Genomic DNA, 15432 nt, shown 5'->3' on the forward strand with positions numbered 1-15432 from the left:
CGGTTCATCGCGGCATCCCTGACATGATAGTAGGCGACTCGAGGAGGGCCAGTCGTGAGCACCACCAGCAACCGCCGTGCGCCGAAACCGCCGGCCGGAGGCCAACTCACCCTGCAGCAGGCGCCGGAGCTGCCCAAGCCGGAGGGCGCCTCGAACACCCTGATGATGGCCCTGCCGATGGTCGGCAGCCTGGGCTCGGTCGCCGTGCTCTCGCTCACGCAGGGCGGCGATGCCACGCGCACCTACATCATGGGCGGCATGTTCCTCTTCATGGCGCTGTCCATGGTCGGCGGTCAGATGTGGCGCCAGAAGTCGCAGCACTCCACGAACGTCGAGAACACCCGGCGCGAGTACCTCGCCTACCTCGCCGAGACGCGGGATGCCGTGCGCGAGGTGGCGACCCGGCAGCGCCGGTACGACGAGTGGATGCTGCCGGCGCCCGAGACGCTGCCGTTCATCGTCGAGGAGGGCTCGCGGGTGTGGGAGCACGCGGCCACCAGCCCCGAGTTCCTGGTCACGCGCATCGGCACCGCGACGCAGCCGCTCGCGATGACCCTCGACGAGGCGCCGATCCCGGCGCTCGCGCAGCTCGATCCGGTGAGCGCCTCGGCCGCGCACCGCTTCGTGCTCACCCACGATCAGGTGCCCGACCTGCCGCTCGCGCTCGATCTCGGCAGCTGCGCGCGGCTGGAGATCGTCGGCGACCGGGTGCGCGCGCGCGGTCTGGCGCGCGCGGTCGTCGCGCACCTGGCCACCTTCGTCGCCCCGGAGGATCTGCAGGTCGCCGTCGTCGCATCCGGTGCCGATCTGCCGTACTGGGAGTGGGCCAAGTGGCTGCCGCACGCGCAGTCCGACACGCAGACGGATGCCGTCGGCGGGGCGCGCCGGATCGGCTCGTCATGGTCGGAGATCGAACCCCTCGTCGTCGACATCCGCTCCCGCGGGCTGGCGAGCGGCCGCGGCGGCGGCACGGTGCCGCACCTGGTGGTCGTGCTCGACGGCGCGGAGCCGCCCGCCGGGCATCCCCTCGCCGAGGAGGGCGGCGTCGACGGCGTCACCGTCATCGACCTCGCCCGTGAGTGGGCCGAGCTCAGCGACCCGCTCACCACCCGGCTGATCGTCGAGGGCGAGGGCGGCTCGCAGCTCACCGTCGCCCGCCGCGGCTACGGCGCGATCCAGGCCGCGCCCGACTTCCTGGGCATCGCCTCGGCGGAGGCCGTGGCCCGTCGCCTGACCGGGCTGGGCGAGACCGCGCAGGACGACGAGGCGGCCGGCGGTGCACGCGCGATCTCGGCCGAGCTGACCGATCTGCTGGGACTCCCCGACGTGCGCGATTTCGATCCGGAGCTGGCGTGGAAGCCGCGCTCCGCGCGCGACCGGCTGCGCGTGCCGATCGGACTGACCGCCACCGGGCAGCCGATGATCCTGGACATCAAGGAATCCGCCCAGCAGGGCATGGGCCCGCACGGCATGCTGATCGGCGCCACCGGCTCGGGAAAGTCCGAGGTGCTGCGCACCCTGGTGCTCTCCCTCGCGCTGACCCACTCGTCCGAGGCGCTGAACTTCGTGCTCATCGACTTCAAGGGCGGTGCGACCTTCGCGGGCATGGCCGACATGCCGCATGTCTCTGCCGTGATCACGAACCTCGGCGACGACCTCACCCTGGTCGATCGCATGCAGGACGCCATCCAGGGCGAGATGACCAGACGGCAGGAGCTGCTGCGCGACGCCGGCAACTTCGCCAACGTCACCGACTACGAGGCGGCGCGCAAGGGCGGCCGCACCGACCTGAAGCCGCTGCCGGCGCTGCTGATCGTCGCCGACGAGTTCTCCGAGCTGCTGGCGGCCAAGCCCGACTTCACCGAGCTGTTCGTCGCGATCGGGCGGCTGGGCCGCTCGCTGCAGGTCCACCTGCTGCTGTCCACCCAGCGGCTCGAGGAGGGCAAGCTGCGCGGGCTGGACTCCCACCTGTCCTACCGGATCGGTCTGAAGACGTTCTCGGGCGCCGACTCGCGGGCCGTGATCGGCGTGCCCGACGCGTTCACCCTGCCCGGCGGCGGCGGGCACGGCATCCTGAAATCGGATGCCGAGACGCTCACCCAGTTCCGCGCCGCCTACGTCTCCGCTCCGCCGAAGACCCGGCGGCGGCGACCCGGCTCCGCGGTGGACGCGGCCGAACCCGAGCAGCCGATCCGCGCGATCGAGGCGAGGGCGTTCACCGCCGCGCCGGTGATCGTGCAGGAGGAGGAGCCCGCGCTCGAGGCGGTGCCCGAGGCCGCGGCGAGCGGCGGCGAGGCGCCCGAGAAGCGCGTCACCTTCGACATCGCCGTCTCGCTCATGAAGGGCCGCAGCATGCCGGCGCACCAGGTGTGGCTGCCGCCGCTGGATGTGCCCGCGACGTTCGACGAGCTGCTCGGCGACCTCACCGAGGATCCGCAGCTCGGGCTGATCTCGCCGCGCTGGCGGCAGGCCGGCCCGCTCACGATCCCGCTCGGCATCGTCGACCGGCCGCTCGAGCAGCGCCGCGACAGCCTGACGATGAGCCTGGTGGGCGCCGGCGGTCACCTGGCGATCGTCGGCGGCGCGCGCAGCGGCAAGAGCACACTCGCGCGCAGCGTGCTGACCGGCATCGCCCTGACGCACACTCCGCACGAGGTGCAGTTCTACGTGATGGACTTCGGCGGCGGCACGTTCGTGCCGTTCTCGAAGATGGCGCACGTCGCCGGCGTCGCCGGCCGCAACCAGCCGGACGTGCTGCGACGCATGTTCCAGGAGGTCGTCGGCATCGTCAACGCCCGCGAGCGGTACTTCACCGCGAACGCGATCGACTCGATCGAGACCTACCGGCGCATGCGCGCGCAGGGCCGGGCGGACGACGGCTACGGCGACGTCTTCCTGATCGTCGACGGCTGGCCGACGATCCGCGCCGAGTTCGAGGAGATGGAGTTCGAGATCCAGGCGCTCGCGGGACGCGCGCTCACCTTCGGCGTGCACCTGGTGGTCACGACCACGCGCTGGATGGACTTCCGCACCGCGATCCGCGACACCTTCGGCTCCAAGCTCGAGCTCCGCCTGGGTGACACGAGCGACTCCGAGATCGACCGCAAGATCGCCGCGAACGTGCCGCTGAGCCGGCCCGGCCGCGGCCTCGACCCCACCAAGCATCACATGCTCACCGCGCTGCCGCGCGTGGACGGATCCGGCGACCCCGACACGCTGAGCGAGGGCGTTGAGGATCTCATCACCCGCGTGAACGCGGCCTGGAAGGGCCCGCGCGGGCCCAAGCTGCGGCTGCTGCCCGAGATGCTGGAGATCTCCGAGCTGCGTCGCCGGGCGGAGGGCACCCCGCAGCAGGACCAGGTGCTGCTCGGCGTGGACGAGGCAGAGCTCGCGCCGACGGCGTTCGACGTGAAGCGCAACCCGCACCTGTACCTGTTCGGCGACACGCAGTCGGGCAAGTCCAGCTTCCTGCGCACCTTCGCGCACGAGATCATGCGCACCGCCACGGCCAAGGAGGCGCAGTTCTTCGTGGTGGACTACCGGCGAGCCCTGCTGTCGGAGATCCCGGACGAGTACCTCGCCGGCTACTACACGACGGCCCAGCAGGCCGGCGAGGAGCTGGGCGGCCTGACCGAGTACCTGCGCAGCCGGCTGCCAGGGCCGGACGTCACGCCGCAGCAGCTGCGCGATCGGTCCTGGTGGTCGGGGGCGGAGGTGTATGTGCTGGTGGACGACTACGACCTGGTCAACACCCAGTCGGGCAACCCGATCGCGGTGCTGCAGCCCCTGCTGGCGCAGGCCACCGACGTGGGGCTGCACCTGCTGCTCACCCGCCGGTCGGGCGGTGCGTCGCGCGCCACGTTCGAGCCGGTGATGCAGACGCTGCGCGATCTGGCCGCCCCCGGCATCCTCCTCTCGGGCAGCCCGGACGAGGGCGCGCTGATCGGGAACGTGAAGGCCACACCGGCCGTGCCAGGGCGCGCGAAGGTCATCACGCGCGAGCACGGGCTGCAGATCATGCAGCTGGCCTACGCGCCCTCTCAGCTGTGAGCATGGGCAGTCCTGAGTGGGCAGAGCTACCCATAGGCATCCGCTGGAGGCGGGTCGTAGGGTGTTACTAGTCGCCGAACAGCGGTGACACGGCCCCTCCGGGGCTGAAGCAATCAGGGCGATGAACGCCCTCAGGACCAGGAGGTGACCGTGGGCGGAGAAGTCTCTGCAGCGGATGGTGCTCTTCAGCGGGGCGCCAAGATCGTCAACCAGTCGAAGGTGGACATCGTCGGTGAGCTGAACGCGATTCAGAACAAGCTCTCCGGCATCGGCTCGTCGTGGACCGGCTCCGGCGCCGCGGCCTTCCAGCAGACCTTCCAGGCGTGGCAGGACAAGTCGCGCCGCATCACGAACGCTCTCGACCAGTTCGAGCAGAACCTGATCGACTCGCAGAGCGCGTACACGCAGACCGACGACACATCCAAGGCGTCGCACAACAAGTTCATGGGCCGTCTCGGCTGAGACGCGGAGGGAAGAACAACATGGGTGGTAACGGCTACAAGATGCAGTTCGGCGCCGTCGACGCAGCAGGTACAGACCTGGTCGGCAGCGCGAGCACCATCGAGACCAAGCTCAACGACATGGAGACCGCACTCCGTCCGCTGCAGGCGGACTGGACCGGTTCGGCCTCCGAGGCCTACGTTCAGGCCAAGGCCAAGTGGAACGCGGCGCTGACCGAGATGAAGGCGCTCCTGCACGACATCGGTCGTCAGGTCTCGCAGGACTCGGCCGACGCGCAGGCCAACGAGAACCGCAACAAGAACCGCTGGTGACCTCGCGTCACTGACGCGGCTCGCGTTCAGAACCGGCTGTCGCCCCTTCGGGGGCGGCAGCCGGTTCTCGTTCAGCCCTCGGCGTCGGCGAGGTGCCGCGCGTGATGGCCGAGCACCTTGACCATGATGCCGCGGCGACGCAGCTCGGCCACCGTGCGGGTCTCCTCGTCGCGGTCGCGGCCGAGGGCGTGCACATTGGCGACCACCAGCACGTCGCCGGCGCGCAGCGTCTCGATCAGCCGCGCGAGCCGGTCGCCCCAGCTCTCCAGGATCTCGGGAGCCGGATGCCGGAAGCCCTCGATGGGCACGCCGAAGCGGGTCAGATCCTCGCGCTGCTGCGTGACCGACGGCATCCCGTCGCGCGCCACGACCAGCCCGACCAGCCGGGCGCCCTCGGGGCGGGCCGACCACCAGTCGTGATCGTCGTTCGCCAGGCACTTGGGGCAGGTCGCCGCCGCGTGCGGCAGGTGCAGCGGGCTCGTGAGCGCGATCTCCGGATTCCCGTCCCCCGCATTAGCCACGTCACTCATGTCGGCACCTCCGGCCTCCATTCTGCCCGAAGTCTGCGTCTCAGATTCGAATCGCTCAAGTTGCTGCATCTCGGCATCGAATGGGACCGTTTGCGCGACTCGAACGCGCGAGTCAGAGCATCCCGAGTGCCCGGACCGCGTCGCGCTCCTCCACCAGCTCGGCCACCGACGCGTCGACGCGCGCCTGCGCCCAGGCATCCGGTTCCAGTCCCTCGACGATCTGCCACTGCCCGTCGACGGACCGCACCGGGAACGACGAGATCAGACCTTCCGGCACCCCGTACTCTCCGTGCGAGACCACGCCGGCACTGGTCCAGTCGCCATCGCCCGCCGTGTCCCCCGTGCCGTGCACCCAGTCGCGCACGTGATCGATGGTCGCGTTCGCCGCCGATGCCACCGACGACGAGCCGCGCACGTCGATGATCTCCGCGCCGCGCTTGGCCACCCGCGGGATGAAGGTCCGCTCCTGCCAGGCGCGCACGTCGCCGACGCGCTGGGCCAGGGCATCCGCCGCCGGCCGCCCGTCGAGCGTCGCGTGCGCGATGTCGGGGAACTGCGTGGCGGAGTGGTTGCCCCAGATCGGCAGCCGGCGCACGCTCGCGACCGGCGCGTCCAGTGCCAGTGCCAGCTGCGCCCGCGCACGGTTCTCGTCGAGTCGGGTCAGGGCGGTGAACCGCTCGGCGGGTACGCCATCGGCGGCGGATGCCGCGATCAGCGCGTTCGTGTTGGCCGGGTTCCCCACGACGGTCACCCGGATGTCGGATGCCGCGGATGCCGCGATCGCGGCGCCCTGGGGGCCGAAGATCCCGGCGTTCGCCGCCAGCAGGTCGCCTCGCTCCATGCCGGGCCCGCGCGGGCGGGCACCGACCAGCAGGGCGAGGTTCGCGCCGTCGAAGGCCACGGACGGGTCGTCGGTCACCTCCACGTGCTCGAGCAGCCCGAACGCGCCGTCCTGCAGTTCTAACGCCGCACCCTCGGCCGCTTTGATGCCCTGCGGGATCTCCAGCAGTCGCAGCCGCACGTGCTCGCCCGCGCCGAGCATGTCGCCGGCCGCGATGCGGAACAGCAGCGCGTAGCCGATCTGTCCGCCGGCCCCCGTGATCGTGATCGTCGTCGCCATGGAATCCGAGCCTACGCCGTTCGCCGAAACCCCTCCTGGTCGCCGAAACCCCTCCTGATTCGCGCAGTTCACGAGGGGTTTCGACGGCAGCGAGGGGTTTCGGCGCAGTACCCGGGGTACCTTTTCTCCATGACCTTCAATCCGGATGCCGACATCTCGGGCAACACCACCCGCCGCCGCGGGCGCACCGCCGCGATCGCGGGAGGCGGAGTGGGAGTGATCGGCATCCTCGCCCTGATCATCGGGCCGATGCTCGGCGTCGACCTGTCCGGCCTCGTCGGCGGCGTCCCAGGAGGCGGCGGCCAGCCGGCGGCGACCGGTGAGAACACCCTCAGCGAGTGCGACACCGGCACCGACGCGAACACGAACGACGACTGCCGGATGGCCGGCGCCGAGGTCATGCTCAACGACTACTGGGCCGCGCACGTCGACGGCTACGTCAAGCCGTCGCTGACGATCGTCGACGGTCAGACCTCCACGCAGTGCGGCACGGCATCCAACGCGGTCGGCCCGTTCTACTGCCCGCCCGAGCAGGGCGTGTATCTCGACCCGACGTTCTTCCAACTCATGCAGCAGCAGTTCGGAGCCTCGGCCGGCAATCTCGCGCAACTGTACATCGTCGGGCACGAGTGGGGCCACCACATCCAGAACATCACCGGCGTGATGGACGAGCATCCGAACAACGGCACCGGCCCCGACAGTAACAGCGTGCGCACCGAGCTGCAGGCCGACTGCTACGCCGGAGCCTGGCTGAAGGATGCCGTGAAGCTCAAGGACAGCAACGGCGAGAACTACCTTCAGCCGTACACCGAGGCGCAGCTGGCGGATGCCGTGAACGCCGCCTACGTGGTGGGCGACGACCACATCCAGGAGCAGTCCGGCTTCGTCAATCCGGAGAGCTTCACGCACGGCACCAGCGAGCAGCGCAAGTACTGGTTCGCCAACGGCTACACCAACGGCCTGGGCGTGTGCGATACGTTCCAGGTGCCCGGCGACCAGCTGTAGCCGGGCGCGGATCTCCTTGCAGGGGGCTCAGGCGCGCAGCGCCCGGGGGGGCTCAGGCGCGCAGCGCCTGGAGCAGGGTTTTCGCCAGGCCGAGCACGCCGCCGCGGGCGCGGAACCGCGTGAGGCCCTCGCTCACCTGCGCGGCGGTGCGGGCGGAGACGAACCACGGCGGGGTCGGCAGGATCGTCGCCCGCGACCGGCTCAGGGCCTCGGGGTGCAGGATGCGATCGGGCACCCACCGCGGGAACGGGCGGAACGGCCCGCGCACGATCGACCGCTCCACGCCGTCGAGCAGCAGTGCGTTGTGCACGACACCGATGCCGCTTCCCACGTCGTCGAGTGTGTTCCCCGGGAACGCGCCCCAGGTCAGCGTCGGGATGATGAATCCGAACGCCGTCCAGCCGTTGATCGCGATCGAGCCGTAATGCAGTTCGGCGATCGCACGCCCGAAGCCGCTGCCGAGCGCCTTCTCGGTGGCCGGGTCGATCAGCAGGTTGGCGCCCAGGGTGCCCTGCAGCTTCTCGTTGGCGTGCGCGACCGCGGCATCCAGGAACTCCTGCCCGGTGCCGGGCAGCTCCACCACCCCGAGCACGGGTGCGAAGTACTCGGTGGTCTCCAGGGCCGTGGCATCCTGCCCGTCGTCGATCTCGACCAGCAGGCGGTCGGCCAGCACCAGGGCATCAGGATAGTCCTCGGCCGCCCGCTGCATGCGCGACGGCGACCCGGGGTACCAGATCGGCCGCTCGGGGGCGCCGGCGTAGGCGCGACGCAGCTCGGCGCGGAACTGCTCGGCCTGCGGCCAGTCGGATGACATGATCACGAGCTGCCCGGCGATGCAGTTGTGCCCGCAGTTCTGCAGCCGCATGGTGGCGACGTGCTCGGCCTGGTAGGCGAGGTCGGCATCCGTCCACTCGCCCGGAACGACGATGATCGGCGAGACGCCGCCCAGCTCGGCGGTGATCGGCTTCTTCAGCTGCGGACGGTTCTCGCGCCGGCGGCGCTTCCCTGCGGCGCCCGGGCCCCACACGATCGCGTCGAAGGTCGCGGCGGATCCGGTGATGTGCACGTGCACCAGGTCGCGATGCCCGGTCAGGTAGGCGCCGACGCCCGGCCCCCCGCGCACGATGCGCAGGAACCCGGGCTCGATCAGCGGGGCGAGCGCCCGTTCGTACACGGGCACCAGGGCGTCCTGCGTGGGGTTGACCTTGAGCAGCGCGACGCGGTTGTGCGCGAGCAGCTCGTACAGCACGTCGAGCACGGGGATCGAGGTGATGTTGCCGGCGCCGAGCACCAGCCCCACGCCACCGGATGCCGAAGGCGTCAGCTGCGCGAGGCCCGCTGACTCGCGCGCGGTGTTCGGCGTGATGCCCGGTTCGAGCCACACCTCGCCACGGAAGCCGGAGAGCAGAAACCTGTCGATGCCGGTGAGCGGGAACGCGTCGACCTTCGTGCGCCCGCCCGGTGCGCGGCCGAGCGCGACGCCGTCGAGGGCGCTGCGACCCTGCGACAGCTTGGTGAGGGTGTCGGCGTACGCGTCGAGCGCGCCGAGCACCGAGTACGGGCCGCTCAGCCATTCCTCACCGCGCAGCGGATGCCCGGGGCGCAGCCCCTTGGAGTCGGATGCCGTGTTCGCCCAGTCCTCGATGGTCGCGGACACGCTCGCCCGCAGCGCGCGCAGCAGGGTCACGCGCTGCGCGACGGTGAGGTTCGACCAGGTGCGCGAGCCCTGCTGCAGCACCGCGATGTCGGCGTCGAGAGCCTCGCGCGTCGCGTCGTCGAGCTCGGGGAGAGCGGATGCCGCGGCATCCGACTTCTTCGCCGTGGTCACGGCAGCATCCTGAGTCATCGTCGTCTCCTTCGGGCCTCGCCGCGTGCGGGATGACACCCAGCCTACGAGGATGTGGGACCGGGTTCCAGGCGGCCGGTCTCAGATCAGCGAGAGCTCGCGCAGCTTGGCCTCGACGTCGGCGTTGGACGGCTCGACGTGGTGGCTGGAGTCGGGATACACGACCACCGGGATGTTCGTGCGCCCGGAGATCTCCTTGGCCACATCCGCTGCGGCGGGGTCGGCGACCAGGTCGATGTAGGTGTACTGGATGCCCAGCTCGTCGAGCTGCTTCTTGGTGCGGCGGCAGTCGCCGCACCACGCGGCGCCGAACATGGTGATGGTGTCGGATGCAGGAGTGGTCATGCATCCAGGGTAAGGCCGCCGCGGATGCCGAGGGTCGCGCTGAGCCCGTCGAACTGTCGTCAGAGCACCTTGGACAGGAAGTCCTGGGTGCGCTCCTCCTTCGGGTGGTCGAAGATGTCGGCGGGAGCGCCGGACTCGACCACCTTGCCGTCGGCCATGAACACCACACGGTCGGCGACTTCGCGCGCGAAGCCCATCTCGTGCGTGACCAGCACCATCGTCATGCCGGATGCCGCCAGGTCGCGGATCACCTGCAGCACCTCGCCGACCATCTCGGGATCCAGAGCGCTGGTGGCCTCGTCGAACAGCATGATGCCTGGGCTCATCGCGAGTGCGCGGGCGATCGCGACGCGCTGCTTCTGGCCTCCCGAGAGGGATGCCGGACGGGCATCCGCCTTGTCGGCGAGCCCCACCCGCGTCAGCAGCTCGGTGCCGCGCTTGCGCGCCTCGGCCCTGCTGAGCATCTTCAGCTCGATGGGCGCCAGCGCGACGTTCTCGAGCGCGGTCATGTGAGGGAACAGGTTGAAGTGCTGGAACACCATGCCCACGCGCTGGCGCACGGCATCCAGAGTCTTCCCCTTGGCGGTCGCGATGTTCTCGCCCAGGATCAGCACCTCGCCGCTGGTGACCTCCTCCAACCGGTTCAGGCAGCGCAGCAGGGTGGACTTGCCCGACCCCGAGGGGCCGATCACCGCGACGACCTCGCCGTTGGTGACGGTCAGGTCGATGCCCGTGAGCACCTCGTTCTTCCCGAACGACTTGTGCAGGTCGCGCACCTCGATCGGGTTGCCCTTGGCGGTGGAGACCGGGCGGGTGTATGTCTGCTCGTTGTTCGTCATGGTCATCCCCTACTTGTTGAACTTCCGGTCGACCCAGTTCGACAGAACTGTGAGCAGCCAGATCACGATGAAGTACATCACGCCGACCACGATCCAGATCTCGAACGAGCGGAACGTGGAGGCGATCACGATGCGACCCTGGTAGGTCAGCTCGGCGAAGCCGAGCACCGAGAGCAGCGAGGTGTCCTTCAGCGTGATGATGAACTGGTTGATCAGGTTGGGCGTCATGATCTTGAACGCCTGCGGCATCACCACCCGGCGCATCGACGGACCCCAGCCCAGTCCCAGCGAGCGCGAGGCCTCCATCTGCCCTGGATCCACCGACTGCACGCCGCCGCGCACGATCTCGGTGATGTACGCTCCCGCGTTCAGCGAGAGCGTGATCACACCGGCGGTGAGCGCGTCCAGCGGCTGCCCGGTCACGGCCGGCACGCCGAAGTAGAAGAAGAACGCCTGCACCAGCACCGGGGTGCCGCGGAAGATGTTCACGTACGCGCTGGCGAGGAAGCGCAGGAACCGGTTGGTCGACAGCTTCAGGATGCCGAAGATGATGCCCAGGATCATCGCGAAGATGATCGACAGCGCGGTGGCGAGCAGCGTGAGCAGCAGACCCTGCGACAGCGGGCCGATCGAGGTCTTCAGCAGCGCCCAGAACGAGTTGTCGGCCGTGGCGTCGGCGTCGTCGATCGCCAGGTAGCGGTCGACGATCTGCTGGTAGGCGCCCGAGTCCTTGGCGTTCTGCAGGCCGGCGTCGAACATCTTCAGCAGCTCGGCGTTCTGGCCCTTCAGCACGGCGAAGCCGTAATCAGCGCCGGGCTCCGGATCGGTGACGACCTTCAGCGGCACGTTGCCGGAGGCGATGCCGAACTGCAGCACCGGCGCGTCCTCGAAGGTCGCGGCCGAGTTGCCGGTGGCGACGTCGTTGTACATGTCGGCCGAGTCCTGGAAGGCGTTGACCGTGAAGCCCACGTCCTTGCCGAGCTCCTTGGCGAAGTCGTATCCCACGGTGCCGGTCTTCACGGCGACGGTCTGACCCTTGAGATCCTCGTACGAGCTGATGTCGCTGTCCTTCGCGACGGCCATCTGCACGCCCGACTCGTAGTACGGATCGGAGAAGTCGAACACCTGCTTGCGCTCGTCGGTGATGCTCATGCCGGCGATCACGCCGTCGGCCTGACCGGCGGTCACGGCGGCGAGGGCGGCGTCGAAGCCGAGCGGCTTGATGTTCACCGTGAAGCCCTGGTTCGCCGCGATCGCCCGCATCAGGTCCATGTCGATGCCGACGTTCTTGCCGTCCAGCTTGTAGATGAACGGTGCGAACGTCGTGTCGGTCGCGATCGTGAACTCGCCGTGGGTCTTCTCGGTGTCGGTCGCGAACGCCGGGTTCTTCGGCAGGTCGCCCGGCTTGCCGGGGTCGAGCTTGTCGTTGCCCAGCGCCGCCTTGCCGCCGCCGATCGACGTCGCCTCGGGTGCGTTGTCGCCCAGGTAGTCGTCGAGGATGCCCTGGTACGTGCCGTCCGCGATGACGTTCTTCAGGCCGGCGTTGAACGCCTTGCGCAGCGCCTCGTTGTCGCCCTTCTTCACCGCCATGCCGTAGCTGGAGGCCTTCTCCTGGTCGGTGACGGTCTTCAGCGCGACATTGCCGGTGGCGATGCCGTAGGCCAGGATCGGGTAGTCGTCGAAGACCGCGGCGGAGTTGCCGGTGGTCACGTCGTTGTACGCATCCGCGGCATCCTGGAATCCGGTGACGGTGAAGTCGTACTCCTTGCCGAGGTCCTCGGCGAAGTCGTAGCCCTCGGTGCCGGTCTTGGCCGAGACCGTCTTGCCGGCGAGGTCCTCGTACCCGGTGATCGAGTCGTCGTCCGAGGCGATCGCCATCTGGATGCCGGAGTCGAAGTACGGGTTCGAGAAGTCGAACGTCTTCTGCCGCTCCTTGGTGATGGACATGCCCGCCATCACGGCATCCGCCTGACCGGCGGTGACGGCGGCGAGCGCCCCGTCGAAGCCGAGCACGTCGATCTTGACGTCGAAGCCCTGATCCTCGGCGACCGCGTGGATCAGGTCGATGTCGATGCCGCGCAGTTCGCCGTCGCGCTGGAACTCGAACGGCGCCCAGGTGGTGTCGGTCGCGATCGTGAAGGTCTTGCCCTTGACCCCGTCGTCGGATGCCGCGGGCTTGGTCGCCGCGTTGGCGATGCCGACCGCCCCGCCCACCGTGAACAGCAGGATGAACATGGCCGTGAGGGTCGCGAGCAGCGGGAGACGGTTCTCGCGCCACCAGTTCGCCGGTTGTCTGAGCAGAGTCATGGAGTCCTCGTCGTCTTCGTCGTCAGCGGTGTGTCCTGGCCCGTGCCACCTTACTCGCCCCCCGTTTCCGGCCCAGGCCCGCAGTACTGGCACACACTGAAAGATGGCACGATTGAACCCGCGTCGCATCGATCCGGGGGAGGTGGGCAGATGAGCGCTCCTGTCACCGGCATCCCGGTCACCGTCATCGTGCCGACCTTCAACGAGCGCGACAACGTCGCAGAGCTGGTCGCGCGCACGGCCGCGGCGCTCGCCGCGTACGACGTGGAGATCCTGTTCGTGGACGACAGCTCCGACGACACCATGGCGGAGATCGCCCGGGTCGCGGCATCCGCCGCCGTGCCGGTGCGCGGCATCCACCGCGAGCACAACACCGGCGGACTCGGCGGCGCCGTCGTGCTCGGTCTTGCCGAGGCCGCGCACGACGTCTGCGTGGTGATGGACGGCGATCTGCAGCATCCGCCGGAGCTGCTGCCGGCCATGCTCGCGCGGTTCGGCGAGGGCGATGCCGATGTCGTGGCGGCGTCCCGCTACATCGGCGGAGGGGACTCGGCGGGGCTGGGCACCGCGATGCGGTACGGGGTCTCGAGGGCGGCGACCGTCATCACCAAGGCGATGTTCCTGCGCCGGCTGTGGCGCAGCAGCGACCCGATGACCGGCTTCTTCCTGGTCGACCGCACCCGTCTCGACCTGGCGCGACTGCGTCCGCAGGGCTTCAAGATCCTGCTCGAGATCCTGGTGCGCGCGGGGGAGCGGCATGATCTGCGCATCGCGGAGGTGCCGATGGAGTTCGGCGAGCGCCGCCACGGCACCTCGAAGGCCAGCCTGCGGCAGGGTGCGACGTTCCTGGCGCATCTGGCCCGCCTGCGCTTCGGCAAGATGGGCCTGTTCGCGATGATCGGCGGCCTCGGCGCGATCGCCAACATCGGCATCATGTGGGCGCTCACTCAGCTGGGCATGGACTACGTGCCGGCGGCGATCATCGGCGCCGCGGTGACCATCGTCGGCAACTTCGTGCTGCAGGAGCTGTTCGTGTTCCGCGCCGAGCGCGCCGACGCATCGCGCCTGTGGGTGCGCTTCGCGGCATCCGCCTCGTTCAACAGCGCCGAGGCGGCGCTGCGCATCCCGGTGATGGCGCTGATGGTGGAGACGTGGCACATCTCGGCGGTCGTCGCGACCGCGATCTCGCTGGTCGTGGCGTTCCTGGCCCGCTTCCTGTTCCACGCGCTGGTCGTGTACGCGCCGCGCCGGCGTCAGCCGGATGCCGTTGAGGAGCCGCCCGCCGACACGGCGGCGCTGCGCGTGCTGAAGGCGATCGATGCCGAGGCCATGCGCCCCGGCGAGCTCTGACCGCGCGCTGGGCTTCCGAGCCGCAGGTGCGCCCCTGAGCTCGTCGAGGGAGCGGGCATATCCTGGCTCGGTGAGTGAGACCGCCCAGCCCCGCTTCCGCCTGCAGCGGATGCTGCCCCGCGACCCGCGCGAGCCGCATCGCGTCGCGAGCTCACTGGAGCTGTTCTTCGACCTGGTGTTCGTGATCTCGGTGAGCACCGCCTCCGGTCAGCTGCACGACGCGCTGTCGGCAGGGCACGCGATGACCGGAGTGGTGTCGTACCTGATGGTCTTCTTCGCCATCTGGTGGGCATGGATGAACTTCACCTGGTTCGCGACCTCGTTCGACGTCGACGACTGGCTGTACCGGGTGGTCACGATCGTGCAGATGGCCGGCGTGCTCGTGCTGGCCGCCGGGATCGCACCGGTCTTCGACGCGCACGACCCGGACTTCACGATCGTGGTGATGGCGTACGTCGTGATGCGGGTGGCGATGATCGTGCAGTGGCTGCGGGCGTCCCGCTCCGATCCGGCGCTGCGTCGCACCGCGCGCACCTACGCGATCGGCATCGGCGTCGTGCAGGTGCTGTGGGTGGGGTTCCTCCTTCTTCCGGATGCCGTGCGGCTGCCGGCGTTCATCGTGCTGATGCTGGCCGAGCTCTCGGTGCCCGTCATCGCCGAGCGGCGGGCGTCGACGCCCTGGCATCCGCACCACATCACCGAGCGGTACAGCCTTTTCACGCTGATCGTGCTGGGCGAGAGCCTGCTGGCATCCGCCACCGCGATCATCGGCGCGCGGGAGGAGGTGGAGCCGATCGGCCCGCTGATCTGGATCGCGGCGGTCACGCTTGTCTCGGCCGCGGCGATGTGGTGGATCTACTTCTGGCCGCCGCACCACCGGGCGATCACGACACTGAGCAGATCGCTCGCCTACGGGTACGCGCACTACTTCGTCTTCGCCGCCGCTGCCGCGTTCTCGGCGGGTGTGGAGGTGCAGATCGACGAGCTCACCGATCACACGGAGCTGGGCTTCGTCCGCGCCTCGTTCACCACCAGCGTGCCGATCGCGATCTTCCTGCTCGGCATCTGGATCGTGGCGATCCGCGAGAACGCGGACCGGGTCGTGAACACGGCGGTGCCGCTGGGCGCGGCGCTCGTGCTGGTGGATGCCGTGCTGCCCGTGCCGGTCACCCTGACCGCCGTGGTGCTCGTCGCCATCGTGGTGGTGCTCGTGCTGCGCCCGCCGGTGAGCGCAGAGGCGTCTGACGCCTTGTCAACCCCATAGGCG

The 15432-nt window shown here is 69.5% G+C and carries 12 protein-coding genes; 6 read left to right on the top strand and 6 right to left on the bottom strand.

Translation table 11 applies throughout. The annotated features are described in order from the left end of the window. The first annotated feature begins 54 nt into the window (after nucleotides 1–54). The 3 genes from eccCa (at nucleotide 55) to Q9R19_RS00695 (ending at nucleotide 4823) form a co-directional block, all read left to right on the top strand. Entirely contained in the window at nucleotides 55–4050 is a 3996-nt protein-coding gene (gene eccCa / locus Q9R19_RS00685; RefSeq protein ID WP_311254434.1) for a type VII secretion protein EccCa, read from the top strand. Nucleotides 4051–4200: 150 nt separating this feature from the next. Then, entirely contained in the window at nucleotides 4201–4512 is a 312-nt protein-coding gene (locus Q9R19_RS00690; protein ID WP_311254435.1) for a WXG100 family type VII secretion target, read from the top strand. Nucleotides 4513–4532: 20 nt separating this feature from the next. Continuing rightward, complete coding sequence (locus Q9R19_RS00695) at nucleotides 4533–4823, top strand: WXG100 family type VII secretion target (protein WP_311254436.1); 291 nt, start codon at nucleotides 4533–4535, stop codon at nucleotides 4821–4823. A 71-nt stretch (nucleotides 4824–4894) separates the two neighbouring features. Here Q9R19_RS00695 and Q9R19_RS00700 read toward each other — a convergent pair whose 3' ends face one another. Then, nucleotides 4895–5353, bottom strand: coding sequence for a recombinase family protein (locus Q9R19_RS00700; RefSeq protein WP_311254437.1), 459 nt, complete (start codon nucleotides 5351–5353; stop codon nucleotides 4895–4897). 112 nt (nucleotides 5354–5465) lie between these two features. Beyond that, nucleotides 5466–6473 carry a malate dehydrogenase gene (locus Q9R19_RS00705; RefSeq protein ID WP_311254438.1) on the bottom strand — a complete coding sequence of 336 codons (1008 nt, stop codon included), beginning with the start codon at nucleotides 6471–6473 and terminating at the stop codon, nucleotides 5466–5468. Between the two features lie 129 nt (nucleotides 6474–6602). Here Q9R19_RS00705 and Q9R19_RS00710 point away from each other — a divergent pair, with 129 nt between their 5' ends. Further along, nucleotides 6603–7478 carry a neutral zinc metallopeptidase gene (locus Q9R19_RS00710; RefSeq protein ID WP_311254439.1) on the top strand — a complete coding sequence of 292 codons (876 nt, stop codon included), beginning with the start codon at nucleotides 6603–6605 and terminating at the stop codon, nucleotides 7476–7478. A 52-nt stretch (nucleotides 7479–7530) separates the two neighbouring features. Here Q9R19_RS00710 and Q9R19_RS00715 read toward each other — a convergent pair whose 3' ends face one another. From Q9R19_RS00715 to Q9R19_RS00730, 4 genes are all read right to left on the bottom strand, one after another. Continuing rightward, nucleotides 7531–9324 (bottom strand): aldehyde dehydrogenase family protein, encoded by a 1794-nt coding sequence (locus tag Q9R19_RS00715; RefSeq protein ID WP_311254440.1) that lies wholly within the window; start codon nucleotides 9322–9324, stop codon nucleotides 7531–7533. 81 nt (nucleotides 9325–9405) lie between these two features. After that, nucleotides 9406–9669, bottom strand: coding sequence for a glutaredoxin domain-containing protein (locus tag Q9R19_RS00720; RefSeq protein WP_311254441.1), 264 nt, complete (start codon nucleotides 9667–9669; stop codon nucleotides 9406–9408). A gap of 59 nt (nucleotides 9670–9728) precedes the next feature. Next, a complete protein-coding gene (locus Q9R19_RS00725) occupies nucleotides 9729–10508 on the bottom strand; it encodes an amino acid ABC transporter ATP-binding protein (protein ID WP_311255834.1) in 780 nt (259 codons plus the stop codon). Between the two features lie 9 nt (nucleotides 10509–10517). Beyond that, nucleotides 10518–12815 carry an ABC transporter substrate-binding protein/permease gene (locus tag Q9R19_RS00730; protein ID WP_311254442.1) on the bottom strand — a complete coding sequence of 766 codons (2298 nt, stop codon included), beginning with the start codon at nucleotides 12813–12815 and terminating at the stop codon, nucleotides 10518–10520. Between the two features lie 150 nt (nucleotides 12816–12965). On the opposite strand from Q9R19_RS00730, the gene Q9R19_RS00735 reads away from it, so the two are divergent. Together Q9R19_RS00735 and Q9R19_RS00740 are read left to right on the top strand one after the other, a co-directional pair. Next, on the top strand, nucleotides 12966–14165 hold the full coding sequence (locus tag Q9R19_RS00735; protein ID WP_311254443.1) for a glycosyltransferase: 1200 nt from the start codon (nucleotides 12966–12968) through the stop codon (nucleotides 14163–14165). A 109-nt stretch (nucleotides 14166–14274) separates the two neighbouring features. Beyond that, nucleotides 14275–15429, top strand: a complete 1155-nt coding sequence (locus tag Q9R19_RS00740) for a low temperature requirement protein A (protein WP_311255835.1) — start codon at nucleotides 14275–14277, stop codon at nucleotides 15427–15429. Nucleotides 15430–15432: the final 3 nt, after the last annotated feature.

Origin of the sequence: Microbacterium sp. ARD32 (assembly GCF_031844385.1) — a bacterium.
Lineage (GTDB): Bacteria > Actinomycetota > Actinomycetes > Actinomycetales > Microbacteriaceae > Microbacterium.

What these genes read in the sequence shown, in the direction of transcription:
- Q9R19_RS00695 (WP_311254436.1), top strand. Translation starts at nt 4,533, where the DNA reads ATGGGTGGTAACGGCTACAAGATGCAGTTCGGCGCCGTCGACGCAGCA.
- Q9R19_RS00700 (WP_311254437.1), bottom strand. Translation starts at nt 5,353, where the DNA reads ATGAGTGACGTGGCTAATGCGGGGGACGGGAATCCGGAGATCGCGCTC.
- Q9R19_RS00705 (WP_311254438.1), bottom strand. Translation starts at nt 6,473, where the DNA reads ATGGCGACGACGATCACGATCACGGGGGCCGGCGGACAGATCGGCTAC.
- Q9R19_RS00710 (WP_311254439.1), top strand. Translation starts at nt 6,603, where the DNA reads ATGACCTTCAATCCGGATGCCGACATCTCGGGCAACACCACCCGCCGC.
- Q9R19_RS00715 (WP_311254440.1), bottom strand. Translation starts at nt 9,324, where the DNA reads ATGACTCAGGATGCTGCCGTGACCACGGCGAAGAAGTCGGATGCCGCG.
- Q9R19_RS00720 (WP_311254441.1), bottom strand. Translation starts at nt 9,669, where the DNA reads ATGACCACTCCTGCATCCGACACCATCACCATGTTCGGCGCCGCGTGG.
- Q9R19_RS00725 (WP_311255834.1), bottom strand. Translation starts at nt 10,508, where the DNA reads ATGACGAACAACGAGCAGACATACACCCGCCCGGTCTCCACCGCCAAG.
- Q9R19_RS00730 (WP_311254442.1), bottom strand. Translation starts at nt 12,815, where the DNA reads ATGACTCTGCTCAGACAACCGGCGAACTGGTGGCGCGAGAACCGTCTC.
- Q9R19_RS00735 (WP_311254443.1), top strand. Translation starts at nt 12,966, where the DNA reads ATGAGCGCTCCTGTCACCGGCATCCCGGTCACCGTCATCGTGCCGACC.
- Q9R19_RS00740 (WP_311255835.1), top strand. Translation starts at nt 14,275, where the DNA reads ATGCTGCCCCGCGACCCGCGCGAGCCGCATCGCGTCGCGAGCTCACTG.